This window comes from Pedococcus sp. NPDC057267, from assembly GCF_042668795.1.
In the GTDB taxonomy this organism is placed as follows: Bacteria; Actinomycetota; Actinomycetes; order Actinomycetales; family Dermatophilaceae; genus Pedococcus.
On the sequence record NZ_JBHUYG010000009.1, the window covers coordinates 15,347 to 27,778 of the forward strand.

At 70.1% G+C, this 12,432-nt stretch carries 14 protein-coding genes and 1 tRNA gene; 2 read left to right on the top strand and 13 right to left on the bottom strand.

Features of this window, described 5'->3' with window-relative positions; genetic code table 11:
• Positions 1-26: 26 nt before the first annotated feature.
• The 13 genes from ACFUC1_RS03750 to ACFUC1_RS03810 form a co-directional block, all read right to left on the bottom strand.
• Entirely contained in the window at positions 27-1,073 is a 1,047-nt protein-coding gene (locus tag ACFUC1_RS03750; protein ID WP_379116759.1) for an MCE family protein, read from the bottom strand.
• Complete coding sequence (locus ACFUC1_RS03755) at positions 1,070-2,413, bottom strand: MCE family protein (RefSeq protein ID WP_379116761.1); 1,344 nt, start codon at positions 2,411-2,413, stop codon at positions 1,070-1,072. The genes ACFUC1_RS03750 and ACFUC1_RS03755 overlap by 4 nt, the downstream gene beginning before the upstream one ends.
• A gap of 3 nt (positions 2,414-2,416) precedes the next feature.
• Entirely contained in the window at positions 2,417-3,181 is a 765-nt protein-coding gene (locus ACFUC1_RS03760) for an ABC transporter permease (protein WP_379116844.1), read from the bottom strand.
• 76 nt (positions 3,182-3,257) lie between these two features.
• Positions 3,258-4,028, bottom strand: a complete 771-nt coding sequence (locus tag ACFUC1_RS03765) for an MlaE family ABC transporter permease (protein ID WP_379116763.1) — start codon at positions 4,026-4,028, stop codon at positions 3,258-3,260.
• Complete coding sequence (locus ACFUC1_RS03770) at positions 4,025-5,008, bottom strand: ABC transporter ATP-binding protein (RefSeq protein WP_379116765.1); 984 nt, start codon at positions 5,006-5,008, stop codon at positions 4,025-4,027. The genes ACFUC1_RS03765 and ACFUC1_RS03770 overlap by 4 nt, the downstream gene beginning before the upstream one ends.
• Before the next feature lie 195 nt (positions 5,009-5,203).
• Positions 5,204-5,596, bottom strand: a complete 393-nt coding sequence (gene rplL, locus ACFUC1_RS03775; protein ID WP_316008235.1) for a 50S ribosomal protein L7/L12 — start codon at positions 5,594-5,596, stop codon at positions 5,204-5,206.
• Positions 5,597-5,668: 72 nt separating this feature from the next.
• Positions 5,669-6,310, bottom strand: coding sequence for a 50S ribosomal protein L10 (rplJ, locus tag ACFUC1_RS03780; RefSeq protein ID WP_379116767.1), 642 nt, complete (start codon positions 6,308-6,310; stop codon positions 5,669-5,671).
• 264 nt (positions 6,311-6,574) lie between these two features.
• Positions 6,575-7,324, bottom strand: coding sequence for a hypothetical protein (locus tag ACFUC1_RS03785; RefSeq protein WP_379116769.1), 750 nt, complete (start codon positions 7,322-7,324; stop codon positions 6,575-6,577).
• Between the two features lie 170 nt (positions 7,325-7,494).
• Entirely contained in the window at positions 7,495-8,214 is a 720-nt protein-coding gene (gene rplA, locus ACFUC1_RS03790) for a 50S ribosomal protein L1 (RefSeq protein WP_379116771.1), read from the bottom strand.
• A gap of 106 nt (positions 8,215-8,320) precedes the next feature.
• Positions 8,321-8,752 carry a 50S ribosomal protein L11 gene (rplK, locus tag ACFUC1_RS03795; RefSeq protein ID WP_379116773.1) on the bottom strand — a complete coding sequence of 144 codons (432 nt, stop codon included), beginning with the start codon at positions 8,750-8,752 and terminating at the stop codon, positions 8,321-8,323.
• 95 nt (positions 8,753-8,847) lie between these two features.
• Positions 8,848-9,711: a transcription termination/antitermination protein NusG gene (gene nusG, locus ACFUC1_RS03800; protein ID WP_379116776.1), complete on the bottom strand. Its 864-nt coding sequence runs from the start codon at positions 9,709-9,711 to the stop codon at positions 8,848-8,850.
• Positions 9,712-9,773: 62 nt separating this feature from the next.
• Positions 9,774-10,043, bottom strand: a complete 270-nt coding sequence (gene secE / locus ACFUC1_RS03805) for a preprotein translocase subunit SecE (protein ID WP_310154069.1) — start codon at positions 10,041-10,043, stop codon at positions 9,774-9,776.
• Positions 10,044-10,104: 61 nt separating this feature from the next.
• A tRNA-Trp gene (locus ACFUC1_RS03810) sits at positions 10,105-10,177 on the bottom strand.
• Between the two features lie 245 nt (positions 10,178-10,422).
• Between ACFUC1_RS03810 and ACFUC1_RS03815 the strand changes: the two genes are divergently transcribed.
• Both ACFUC1_RS03815 and ACFUC1_RS03820 read left to right on the top strand, forming a co-directional pair.
• Positions 10,423-11,733, top strand: coding sequence for an aminotransferase class I/II-fold pyridoxal phosphate-dependent enzyme (locus ACFUC1_RS03815; RefSeq protein WP_379116778.1), 1,311 nt, complete (start codon positions 10,423-10,425; stop codon positions 11,731-11,733).
• A 64-nt stretch (positions 11,734-11,797) separates the two neighbouring features.
• Positions 11,798-12,295 (top strand): DUF5709 domain-containing protein, encoded by a 498-nt coding sequence (locus ACFUC1_RS03820; RefSeq protein ID WP_379116780.1) that lies wholly within the window; start codon positions 11,798-11,800, stop codon positions 12,293-12,295.
• Positions 12,296-12,432: the final 137 nt, after the last annotated feature.

A 12,432-nucleotide genomic window follows, 5' to 3' on the forward strand; every position in this document is an offset into this window, starting at 1 on the left:
AGGGAGCTCAGGACGTCGTGGGGTGTTCACTTGCACCTCGCAGCGGAGAGGGCGGCCGGCTTGTCCAGGGGCACCTTGACGGCGGGCAGCCCCGGTCCGGCTGAGGGGATGACGACCGAGCCGCTGAAGTCGCACATGTAGAAGTTGAACCAGGAGCCGTACGTCGCAGTCCGGGTGATCGTGTTGATCTTGTCCGGGGAGGTCGAGAGGAACTTCTCGAACGCCGCCGTGTTGGAGGGCTTGTTGAGGTTCTGGCCCAGGGCCTGCAGCTGCGCCACGTCGTCCTTGATGGACGGGCGCGTGACCTCGAGCAGGTCCGCGGTCTGGGCGGTGAGCGAGTTGATGTTGGTCAACGAGGCCCCGATGGTCTTGCGGTCGGCCGCCAGGCCGGAGACGAACCGCTGGAGCTGGTCGATGAGCTCCTTGAGGGCGGTGTCGTGGGCGTCGACGGTGCCGAGCACGGCGTTGAGGTTGTCGATGGTCCGGCCGATCACGGCGTCGCGGTCGGCCAGGGTCGAGGTGAGGGACGCCGTCTTGGCCAGGAGCGAGTTGATGTTGCCGCCCTCGCCCTGCAGGACGCTGATGATGTTGGACGACAGCTCGTTGACGTCCTTGGGCGACAGCGCCGCGAAGAGCGGCTTGAACCCGTTGAACAGCGTCGTCAGGTCCAGGGCCGACTGCGTGTGGTCGAGCCCGATGCGCGCGCCGTCGCGCAGCGGGGTGGCTCCCCCGACCTCCTGGGTGAGGGCGATGTAGCGCTCGCCGACGAGGTTGCGGTACTTGATCGTGGCCTTGGTGCCGGCAGTGAGGACGCTGGTCTTGAGCACGTCGAAGGTGACGTCGGCGTGGATGCGGTCCTTGTCCACGGCGATGGCCTTGACCTCGCCGACGCGCACGCCGGCGATCCGGACCTCCTGACCGGCGGCGAGGCCGGTCACGTCCTGGAAGACAGCGTGGTAGGTGTTCTTGTCGCCGAACTGGGTGTTGGCGATGGTGGCCGCCAGCGTCCCGGTCGCCAGCAGGGTGGCGACGACGAAGACGATGAACTTCACGAGGCTGGCACGGGTGCTCACTGCTGGCTCACCACCGATCCGCGGAGCATGGGGCCGGCGAGCAGGGTGGTGATCGCCGTGGAGTCGCTGGTGCGCTGCGCCCCGAGCAGGGCGGAGACGAGCGCCTGCTCCTGCTCGGTGCCGGCGAGGCCGGAGTCCGGGTCGGGTATGCCGACGCCGGACGACCCCGCGAACATCGCGGGCAGCGCGCTGCCGGCGCTCGACCCGGAGGCCGACGTGCCGTCGGAGAAGTGGATGCCCGGGCGCGGGTTCGCCTGGCTGCCGTAGTGGTCGGGCAGGCCGTAGCAGGTCGGGCCGCGGTGCTCGCCCCAGCGGGGCTCCTCCCCCGGCCGGTACCCGGGGCGCTGCGGGCTGGTCTCGACGGTGATGTGGAACGTGGCGTCGCGCCAGGCCTGGTCGATGCGGGGGATCCAGTTGGTGAGGGCCTGCGCCATGCAGGGGTACTCCGGTGAGTAGCGCGCGAAGAGCTCGAGGCTGGGCCGGCTGACCTGCCCGACCCGGATGATGCGGTCACCGTTGGCGTCCAGGAAGTCCGCGGTCGTGTTCGCGAACCCCGCCGTCCCCGCCAGGAACCCCGCCAGCTGGTCCTTCTTCGTCACGATCGTCGTGTTTGTCGTGATCAGGTTCGTCGCCGCCCGCACCAGGTCCGGCGCCGCCACGGCATACGTGCTCGCCAGGTCCGCCAACCCACTGATGTCCGCCTTGATCACCGGCATCTTCGGGTTCAGGACCTTGAAGTAGTCATCCACCAGCACCAGGTTCTGCCCCAGCCGCGTCCCCCGACCCTCCAACGCCGACGCCAACGCGTTCAACGTCGTCGCCAGCTTGTCCGGACGCACCGTCCGCAACAACGGCAACAGGTCGTCGAACACCTTCTCCAGCTCGATCGCCACACTCGTGCGGTCCTGCTCGATCGTGTCCCCGTCCTGCAGGTGCCGCGCCGGGCTCCCCGCCTGCGGCGAGACCAGGTCGACGTACCGCTCACCGAACAGCGTCTTGGGCAGCAGCCGTGCCGTCACGTCCGCCGGGATCAGGTCGACCATGGACGGGTCGAGCGCCAGGACGAGGCGCGCACCCCTGCCCGTCGTCTCGACCTTGCGCACCTCACCGACGATGAGTCCGCGCAGCTTGACGTCGGACGACGCCTGCAGCTGCGAGCCGACCCGGTCGGTGAGGAGGGTGACGGTCACGACGGGGGTGAAGCGCTTCTGGAAGGAGGCCACGGACAGGCCGACGAGCAGGAGCACGACGACGACGAAGCCGACGCCGTACGCGCGGTTGCCCAGGCGCGACAGCCAGCCTCGCGCGGGTCCCACGCCGTCCTCGGGGTGCTGCGACATCGGCTACCCCGCGATCCGGACGGTCGTGGTGGCGCCCCACACGGCGAGGGAGAAGAAGAAGTCCACGATGTTGATGGCCACGATCGAGGTCCGCACGGCCTTGCCGACCGCCACGCCGACGCCGGCCGGGCCGCCGGACGCGGTGTAGCCGTAGTAGCAGTGGATCAGGATGATCACGACCGCGAAGACCACGACCTTGAGGAAGGAGTAGAGGACGTCGATCGGCGGCAGGAACAGGTGGAAGTAGTGGTCGTACGTGCCTGCCGACTGCCCGAAGTAGTGGACGACGATGAAGCGGGTCGCACCGTAGGAGGAGAGCAGGCCGAGCACGTAGAGCGGCACGACGGCGACGAAGCCGGCGATCATGCGCGTCGTCACGAGGAACGGCAGCGACGGGATGCCCATGACCTCCAGGGCGTCGACCTCCTCCGAGATCCGCATGGCGCCGAGCTGCGCGGTGAAGCCGCAGCCGACCGTGGCGGCGAGGGCGAGGCCCGCCACGAGCGGGGCGATCTCACGCGTGTTGAGGTACGCCGACACGAAACCGGTGAACGCCCCGGTGCCGAGCTGGTTGAGCGAGGAGTACCCCTGCAGGCCGACCTGGCTGCCGGTGAAGAAGGCGAGGAAGGCGATGACACCGACGGTGCCGCCGATGACCGAGAGGGCGCCGGAGCCGAGGGAGACCTCGGCCAGCAGCCGCACGACCTCCTTCTTGTAGCGGCGCAGCGTGCGCGGCGTCCAGGCGAGGGAGCGCACGTAGAAGCGCATCTGCTCGCCCAGGCTGTCGAGCGCCTGGACGGGGCGCCCGGCGACGTCGAGGACCTTGCTCACGGGTGCACCTCCTTCAGATCTTCTGGGGGACGACTTGGAAGTAGACGGCGCTGGCGACGAAGTTCACGACGAACAGGAACATGAAGGTGATGACCACGCTCTGGTTCACGGCATCGCCGACGCCCTTGGGGCCGCCGCCCGCGGTGAGGCCCTTGTAGGAGGCGACGACCGCGGCGATGAAGCCGAAGATCAGCGCCTTGATCTCCGAGGTCCACAGGTCGGCGAGCTGGGCCAGCGCCGTGAACGAGGCGATGTACGCACCGGGGGTGCCGCCCTGGATGATCACGTTGAAGAAGTAGCCACCGGCGACGCCGACGACCGACACGAGCCCGTTGAGCAGCAGGGCGACGAGCATCGCGGCGAGCACGCGCGGGACGACGAGCCGCTGGATGGGGCTGATGCCCAGCACCTCCATGGCGTCGATCTCCTCGCGGATCTTGCGCGAGCCGAGGTCGGCGCAGATCGCCGAGCCGCCGGCCCCGGCGATCAGCAGGGCCGTCACGATCGGCGATGCCTCACGGATGACGGCGAGCACCGAGGCGGCGCCGGTGAAGGACTGCGCGCCCAGCTGGCGGGTCAGCGTGCCGAGCTGGAGGGCGATGACGGCCCCGAACGGGATCGAGACGAGCGCGGTCGGCACGATCGTCACCGAGGCGATGAACCAGCACTGCTGGATGAACTCCTTGGCCTGGAACGGCCGGCGGGGCAGCGACCGCACGACGTCGAGGACGAGCGCGAACAGCGACCCGCTCTGTCGGAGCGCACCGGTCACCGGGTTGCTCATGACAACGCCTCTTCGGGCTCCGACGCGCGCGGGGAGGCCTGCCCGGCGTGGAGGGACTGGAACGAGCCGGGCGGCGGGGTGACGCCGTTGGCCCGGCACCACTCACCCGGCGGCCGCTCACCGCGGCGCGGCGAACCGTCGCTGGTGCGCAGCTGCAGCGGGATCGGGGGCAGCGGCGGGAGCTCCTGGCCGGACTCGGCAGCCAGCTCGTCGGCGTCCTTCTCCTCGGACATCCCGATCGGGCCGATGGTCTGGGCGTTGAGGAACTGGCGCACGACCGGCTCCTCCGAGCTCAGCAGCATCTCGCGGGGGCCGAACATGGCGAGGTGCTTGTGGTAGAGCAGGCCGATGTTGTCGGGCACCGTGCGCGTGGAGTTGATGTCGTGCGTGACGATGAGGAACGTCGCGTCGATCTGGGCGTTGAGGTCGATGAAGAGCTGGTTGATGTAGCTCGTGCGCACCGGGTCCAGGCCCGAGTCGGGCTCGTCGATGAGCAGGATCTCGGGGTCGAGCACCAGGGCGCGGGCGAGCCCCGCGCGCTTGCGCATGCCGCCCGAGATCTCGCCGGGCAGCTTGCCCTCGGCGCCCTGGAGGCCGACCAGCTCCATCTTCTCGAGCACGATGTTCCGGATCTCGGTCTCGGACTTCTTCGTGTGCTCGCGCAGCGGGAACGCCACGTTGTCGAAGAGGTTCATCGAGCCGAAGAGCGCGCCGTCCTGGAACAGCACGCCGAACAGCTTGCGCACCTCGTACAGGTCGTGCTCGCGCAGCCGGGTGAGGTCCTGGCCCTGGATCCAGATCGAGCCGGCGTCCGGCTTGAGCAGGCCCACGAGGGTCTTGAGGAAGACGGACTTGCCCGTCCCCGAGGGGCCGAGCATGACCGAGATCTCGCCTGCGGGGAGGGTCAGCGTGACGTCGTTCCAGATCAGCTGCGACCCGAACCGCTTGGTCAGGCCCTCGACCTTGATCTCTGTGCCCACGTCTCACCTCGTCGTGAAAATGCATGCCCGATGAGGGCCCCGGTTCGCACAGGACAACGAGTCGGGCCGTCGCAGGTTACGGCCCGGTAGCGAAGGCCGCATGTCGGACGAAGCGGCCGTCGACGCACGAAGGCGGGCCCGACCGTGGTCGGACCCGCCTTCGCGGAGTTCGTGCTCCCCGGAGGGAGCGCGAGGTCACTTCAGGGTGACGGTGGCCCCGGCGCCCTCGAGGGCCTCCTTGGCCTTGTCGGCAGCAGCCTTGTCGACCTTCTCCAGGACCGGCTTCGGAGCGCCGTCGACGAGGTCCTTGGCCTCCTTCAGGCCGAGGGAGGTCAGCGCGCGGACCTCCTTGATGACCTGGATCTTCTTGTCGCCAGCGGACTCGAGGATGACGTCGAACTCGTCCTGCTCCTCGGCAGCGGCGGCGTCGCCGCCGCCCGCGGCGGGCGCACCGGCGGCCGCGACGGCAACCGGGGCGGCGGCGGTGACGTTGAAGGTGTCCTCGAACTGCTTCACGAACTCGGAGAGCTCGATGAGGGTCATCTCCTTGAAGGCCTCAAGGAGCTCGTCGGTGGAGAGCTTCGCCATGGTGGGCGTCCTTTCTTCTCTTACTTCGTATGCCGTGAGTGGCGGTTTGGTTGGTGAGCGGGCCCCGGGGGGTCAGCTCTCGTCGCCACCCTCGGCGACGTCTGCGGTGGCCTCGGCCGCGGGGGCCTCGGCGGGGGTCTCCGGAGCGTCGGCCGCGGGGGCCTCGGCAGCCTCGGCGCCAGCGGCGGCCACGGGGCCCTCCGCCTCGACCTTGGCCCGCAGCGCGTCGACGACCCGAGCGGTCTGCGACAGCGGCGCGGCGAAGAGGTAGACGGCCTGGCTGAGCGACGCCTGGAGGGCACCGGCCAGCTTGGCCAGGAGGACCTCGCGGGACTCGAGGTCCGCGAGCTTGGTGATCTCCTCGGGAGACAGGGCCTTGCCGTCGAGGACGCCGCCCTTGATCACGAGGAGGGGGTTCGCCTTGGCGAAGTCACGCAGGCCCTTGGCGGCCTCGACCGGGTCGCCATCGACGAAGGCGATGGCGGAGGGGCCGACGAGCTGGCCGTCGAAGGCCGTGACTCCGGCCTCCTTGGCGGCGAGCTCGGTGAGCGTGTTCTTCACGACGGCGAAGGTGGCGTTCCCGCGCAGCGAGTTCCGCAGGTCGGTGATCTGCTTCACCGACAGCCCGCGGTACTCGGTCAGCACGGCCGCGCCGGAGTTGCGGAACTTGTCCGACAGCTCGGCGATGGCGGCAGCCTTGTCAGCCTTGGCCATGGGGCCTCCCTTCCGTGGTGTGCGACCGCCCGGGTCCGGCTCCCACATGAAGAAGGCCCCGGCGCAGGGCGCGGGGCTCACGGCATACCGACGGTGCGGTAGCTCGGTGTTTCCGGCCTGCGCTGGCGCCCACCTCAGGTGGGACCTTCGGTCTCCGTGCCGGGCACGGCGACAACCAAGCGGTCTCTGGTCACTGCCTAGGGTACGCGGCAGGGGCCGCGGCGACCAAATCGCCACGGCCCCGGCACCCGGGACGGGGCGGGCTCAGCCGGTGGGAAGCTTGAAGGTGCCCACCTGGTCGGCCGGCGGCGCGGTGATCGTGGACTTCTTGCCCCAGTCCGAGAAGGTGATCGTCAGCGTCTGGCCCTGGACCTGGGTGGTCATGAGGGTGGGACGGTCCTGCTTGTCCAGCGTGTAGTGCGCGGTCACGGGCGCGACCGAGGGTGCCGCCGTCGAGCCGCCGGTGCCCCCGAGCAGCTTGGTCGGGTCGATGGTGACCTCGTACTCGGTCGTGTCACCCGAGGTGCCCACGACCTTGGCCTTGGTCCCCTGCAGCGCCTTGGCGAACTGGCGGGGGTCGTTGTCCTGGCCGGCCAGGCCGGCGAACATCTTGCTCACGGGGTCGTCGGCCTTGGGGTCGATCTTGACCCACGGCTTGTCCGAGCCGGGCAGGCCCTTCATGTAGACGACGCCACCGAGGGCGACCACCTCGAGCTTCTCGCCCTGCAGCTCCATGGTCATCTGCTGCTCCATGGAGCTGTCCTTCATGACGAAGCTGCCGCTGGCCTTGCCCTGGCCACCGAAGTCCATCGCCATGGAGCCGGAGCCGGCCGCCACCATGGCGTCGGTCATCCGCTTGGCAAGGGCGGCGCCGTCGACGGAGTCGCCCGACTTCACGGCCGCCGGCGAGGAGCTCTTCGCCGCGGCGCCGGAGCCGGAGTCGGTGGCGCTGCCGCAGCCGGCGAGCCCCAGGGCCGTCGCCAGCACGGCAGCGGCGATCGTCGTGCGCTTCATGGGTCCCCCTCGGTCGACCGCGTGCTGCGGCCCGTCTGGTTTCCGGGGGTTCGCCCCCCGCGTTCGGTCCCCACCCTACGTCCCTGCCCGGACGACGACGGGCGGGGATGCCGCGAGCCCGCCACCTGCAGGAGGTGGCGGGCTCGCGGTCGGCGCGGTGAGGCGGGGGCTCAGGCCTCCGCGCTCTCCTCGCTGAGCAGGTTGCGGGTGCGGGTGTAGTCCAGCGGGATGCCCGGGCCCATCGTGGTGCTCATCGTGGCCTTGAGGATGTAGCGGCCCTTGGAGGCGGACGGCTTGAGCCGCAGGACCTCCTCGAGCGCGGTCGCGTAGTTCTCGACCAGCGACTTCTCGTCGAACGAGGCCTTGCCGATGATGAAGTGGAGGTTCGCGTGCTTGTCGACGCGGAACTCGATCTTGCCGCCCTTGATGTCGGAGACGGCCTTGGCGGTGTCCATGGTGACGGTGCCGGTCTTCGGGTTCGGCATGAGGCCGCGCGGGCCGAGGACCTTGCCGAGGCGGCCGACCTTGCCCATCATGTCGGGCGTCGCGACGACGGCGTCGAAGTCGAGCCAGCCGCCGGAGACCTTCTCGATCATGTCGTCGGAACCGACGTAGTCGGCGCCGGCCTCACGGGCGGCCTCGGCCTTGTCGCCGTTGGCGAAGACCAGGACGCGGGCGGTCTTGCCCGTGCCGTGCGGCAGGTTGACGGTGCCACGGACCATCTGGTCGGCCTTGCGCGGGTCGACACCGAGTCGCATCGCGACCTCGACGGTCTCGTCGTACTTGGCCTTGGCGGCACCCTTGGCGAGGCGGACGGCCTCGAGCGGGGCGTACGACTTCGAGCCGTCGATCGTCTCGGCGGCCGCGCGGTAGGCCTTGCTGCGCTTCATGTTCTGCTCCTGTTGTCGGTACTGCGGTTGGAGTTGTGGTCAGTCGGACCAGCGCTGGTCCTGCCACGGGGTCCGGTGTGCCGCCGGGGCGGCACACCGGGGGGCCTCACAGGGAGGTGTCGATGCCCATGGAGCGGGCGGTGCCGGCGATGATCTTCATCGCCTGCTCGACGTCGTTGGCGTTGAGGTCTTCCATCTTCTGCTCGGCGATGGCGCGGACCTGGTCGGCCGACAGCGACGCGACCTTGGTCTTGTGCGGCTCGCCGGAGCCCTTCTGCACGCCCGCGGCCTTCTTGATCAGCTCGGCAGCCGGCGGCGTCTTGGTGATGAAGGTGAAGGAGCGGTCCTCGTAGACCGTGATCTCCACCGGGATGACGTTGCCGCGCTGGGACTCCGTCGCAGCGTTGTACGCCTTGACGAACTCCATGATGTTGACGCCGTGCTGACCGAGCGCCGGGCCGACCGGGGGGGCCGGGGTGGCCGCGCCGGCCTGGATCTGCAGCTTGATGAAGCCGGAGACCTTCTTCTTGGGAGGCATGTCTGTTCCTTCTGGTGTGGTGGGCCGACGCCGTGGGCGATGACCCGGTTGCAGGCCCGGGAGACCGTGCGGTCACCCGGGGTGTCGCCGTCCGGTCAGATCTTGGCGACCTGGTTGAACGACAGCTCGACCGGGGTCTCCCGGCCGAAGATCGAGACGAGCACCTTGAGCTTCTGGGTGTCGGGGTTGATCTCGGAGATCGTCGCCGGGAGGGTCTCGAACGGGCCCTCCATGACGGTGACGGACTCGCCGACCTCGAAGTCGACGACCGCGACCTCGCGGGGCTTGCCCGCGGCGGCACCCGTGCCGGTCCCGCCGGCGGCGGCCTGCTCGGCACCGAGGTCCGACGGCGCCAGCATGGTGAAGACCTCGTCGAGGCTCAGCGGCACCGGCTGGTGGGCGTTGCCGACGAAGCCGGTGACGCCGGGGGTGTGCCGCACGGCGCCCCAGGACTCGTCGGTGAGGTCCATGCGGACCAGGACGTACCCGGGCATCCGGACGCGACGGACCAGCTTCTTCTGGCCGTTCTTGATCTCGGTGACCTCCTCCATAGGCACCTCGGCCTGGAAGATGTAGTCCTCCATGTTGAGGGAGGTCGTGCGGTTCTCGAGGTTGGCCTTCACGCGGTTCTCGTAGCCCGCGTAGGAGTGCACGACGTACCAGTCGCCGTACTGGCTGGCGAGCATGTCCTTGAACTCCTGGACGGGGTCGCCGGCGGGGGCGTCGACGGGCTCGGCTGCCTCGGCCACCGCAGCGGCGTCGCCCGGCTGCTCCTCGAGCGCGGAGTCCTCGGCCGCCTCGGCCTCGGGCTGCTCGTCGCCGGTCACGGGGGCGTGGTCAGTGGTCTCGGGCTCGGCGGACTCGCCGGCGAGGCCGTCCTCGAGCTCGAGGGACGCGCCGTCGACCGAGGTCGACTCCGTCTCGGGCTCGGAGTTCTCGGTGGTCCACTGGTCGGACACGCTGATGACCTACTTCCTTCTGGGAAACCCGGGGAGACCGGGCGAGTGCGGCAGGGCGGCGACTAGCCGCCGAAGACCCACAGGACGAGCTTGGTGAAGCCGAAGTCGATCGACGACACCAGCGCCATGATCACCGTCACGAACACGATCACGACGATCGTGTAGTTGACGAGCTCGGAGCGCGTCGGCCGGACGACCTTGCGCAGCTCGTCCAGGATCTGGCTGACGAACAGCGACACCGCCCGGAAGAACCGCGACACCGGGTTGCCGCCCTTGCCGCCCTTGCGGCTGGTACGACCGGAGCCGCGGGTGCCCGCGCTCACATCCGTCACGACGACTGCTCTCCCTGGGGTGTGCCGCGCCGCCGGCTGACGTCACGGGTCCTGCTGTGCGCAGGGCAGGAGGGACTCGAACCCCCAACCGCCGGTTTTGGAGACCGGTGCTCTACCAATTGAGCCACTGCCCTACGGGAGCGCCGGTGGGGCGGTGCTCCCGCTGGCCGAAGCCGACCGGGTTCCGGGCACGCCGGAAGCATGGTCGAAGTCAACCGAGGAGCAAGCATACGTGAGGCGCGGGGCCGAACGCGAACTCGCCCCGGCGGCCCGGCAACCACGCACGGCAGGCGGCGCGACCGGCACCGGGCCGGACCCGGGCGGACCCGGGTGACCGGCGACCGGACGCCGCCGCGCGGCATACGAGCGCTCTGGGACCATGGGGCACGTGACCGAGCAGAGCACCCCCACCGCCACCCCCCTCGCCGAGCGCTCGCAGGACGAGCTCGCCACGTTCGCGCAGGAGCAGCAGGAAGCGTACGACGCCCTGGTGCAGCGCGGCCTGAGCCTGGACCTCACCCGCGGCAAGCCGGCCAGCGCCCAGCTCGACCTCGCCGACGGGCTGCTGGGCCTCCCCCACGGCACGACCGACGCCGCGGGCGTCGACGTCCGCAACTACGGCGGGCTCGAGGGCATCCGCGAGCTGCGCGAGATCTTCGCGGAGCTGCTGTGGGTCTCCCCCGAACAGGTCGTGGCCGGCGGCAACTCCTCGCTGACGATAATGCGCGAGGTGCTCGTCGACCTGTGGCTGCACGGCGCCGTCGACGGCGAGCGCCCGTGGGGCCAGGAGGAGAAGGTCCGCTTCATCTGCCCCGTCCCCGGGTACGACCGGCACTTCACGCTGCTCGACTGGTTCGGCATCGAGATGGTGACCGTGCCGATGCGCGAGGACGGCCCCGACGCCGAGGCGATCGCCGAGCTCGCGGCCAAGGACCCCAGCATCAAGGGCATGTGGGTCGTGCCGACCTACGCCAACCCCACCGGCTCGGTCACCACCCAGGAGGTGGCGGCACGGCTGGCGTCGATGGAGACGGCCGCGCCCGACTTCAAGATCTTCTGGGACAACGCGTACGCCTTCCACCACCTCACGCAGGACGAGGCCAAGAGCGCCGACATCCTCAGCCTCGCCGCAGCGGCCGGGCACCCACACCGCCCGGTGATGTTCGCCTCGACCTCCAAGATCACGTATGCCGGCGCCGGCGTCGCCTTCCTCGCCGGGTCGGTGGAGACGGTGAAGTGGTACACCGGCCACCTCGGCAAGGGCTCGATCGGCCCCGACAAGGTCAACCAGCTGCGGCACGCCCAGTTCTTCGGCTCCGCCCAGGGCGTGCGCGACCACATGGTGAAGCACCGCGAGGTCATCGCGCCCAAGTTCGCCGAGGTGGAGCGCGTCCTCACCGAGCGGCTCGGTGGCCTCGGGGTGGCGGAGTGGACGCACCCGACCGGTGGGTACTTCGTCAGCCTGGACGTCCTCGACGGCACCGCCTCGCGGGTCGTCGAGCTGGCCAAGGCGGCCGGGATCGCGCTGACGCCGGCCGGGTCCTCGTTCCCGCACGGTGACGACCCGCGCGACCGCAACATCCGGCTGGCGCCGACGTTCCCGCCGCTGGAGCAGGTCACCGCGGCGATGGAGGCCGTGACCACGTGCGTCCTGCTGGCGAGCGCCGAGAGGCTGCGCTCGCGGGCCTGAGGCCCGACCGCGACGGGACCTTCTGCTGGTTGCGAGGTGCACCCTGCTGGCGTTGGCTTGTCCCATGAGCGACCAGCCAGGAGTGGAGAGCATCGAGGACGACGCGACGGGCAGCTACAGCGTCGACGACGCCGTGGACGCGGGCATGGGACAGGGCGAGCTGCTCGACACCAGCGAGGGCGACAACGAGCCCTGGTCGCCCCCGGACATGCAGCCGCGGGGCACCGAGTGGGGCACGACCGCGGCCGAGCAGGAGCAGGGCGAGTCCCTCGAGCAGCGGATCATGCAGGAGGAGCCGGACCCGACCAGCGCCTACGGCGCCCCGGACAACGAGTCGGGGCTCGACGAGGACCCCCGCGACCGGGTCGGCGGCGACGACCCCGACTCGATCGCGGCCGAGGACGACTTCGTCGGTGACGCCGAGGTCGGCGACATCGCCGCCGGCGAGCTCGTCGAGCCGGACGAGGGCGTGCGCGAGGACACCGAGAAGGACCTGGACGCCAGCGAGGCAGGGCTCGCCGAGGGCCCCGAGGAGACCGCGGTCCACATCGTCGAGGACTGACCCCGGCGGGGCCGGCAATGTACCCGAACCCGGCCCACCTGTGAATCCCCGCGAGGACGATTTCTCGCGGGGATTCGCGTTCCTAAACTTCCCGCCACGCGGCGCCGGTCGGCGCGCCCGTGACGGGGGAGGGGCAG

What these genes read in the sequence shown, in the direction of transcription:
- ACFUC1_RS03785 (WP_379116769.1), bottom strand. Translation starts at nt 7,324, where the DNA reads ATGAAGCGCACGACGATCGCCGCTGCCGTGCTGGCGACGGCCCTGGGG.
- rplL (WP_316008235.1), bottom strand. Translation starts at nt 5,596, where the DNA reads ATGGCGAAGCTCTCCACCGACGAGCTCCTTGAGGCCTTCAAGGAGATG.
- ACFUC1_RS03815 (WP_379116778.1), top strand. Translation starts at nt 10,423, where the DNA reads ATGGGGCACGTGACCGAGCAGAGCACCCCCACCGCCACCCCCCTCGCC.
- ACFUC1_RS03755 (WP_379116761.1), bottom strand. Translation starts at nt 2,413, where the DNA reads ATGTCGCAGCACCCCGAGGACGGCGTGGGACCCGCGCGAGGCTGGCTG.
- rplJ (WP_379116767.1), bottom strand. Translation starts at nt 6,310, where the DNA reads ATGGCCAAGGCTGACAAGGCTGCCGCCATCGCCGAGCTGTCGGACAAG.
- ACFUC1_RS03765 (WP_379116763.1), bottom strand. Translation starts at nt 4,028, where the DNA reads ATGAGCAACCCGGTGACCGGTGCGCTCCGACAGAGCGGGTCGCTGTTC.
- ACFUC1_RS03760 (WP_379116844.1), bottom strand. Translation starts at nt 3,181, where the DNA reads ATGCGCTTCTACGTGCGCTCCCTCGCCTGGACGCCGCGCACGCTGCGC.
- rplA (WP_379116771.1), bottom strand. Translation starts at nt 8,214, where the DNA reads ATGAAGCGCAGCAAGGCCTACCGCGCGGCCGCCGAGACGATCGACGGC.
- rplK (WP_379116773.1), bottom strand. Translation starts at nt 8,752, where the DNA reads ATGCCTCCCAAGAAGAAGGTCTCCGGCTTCATCAAGCTGCAGATCCAG.
- ACFUC1_RS03820 (WP_379116780.1), top strand. Translation starts at nt 11,798, where the DNA reads ATGAGCGACCAGCCAGGAGTGGAGAGCATCGAGGACGACGCGACGGGC.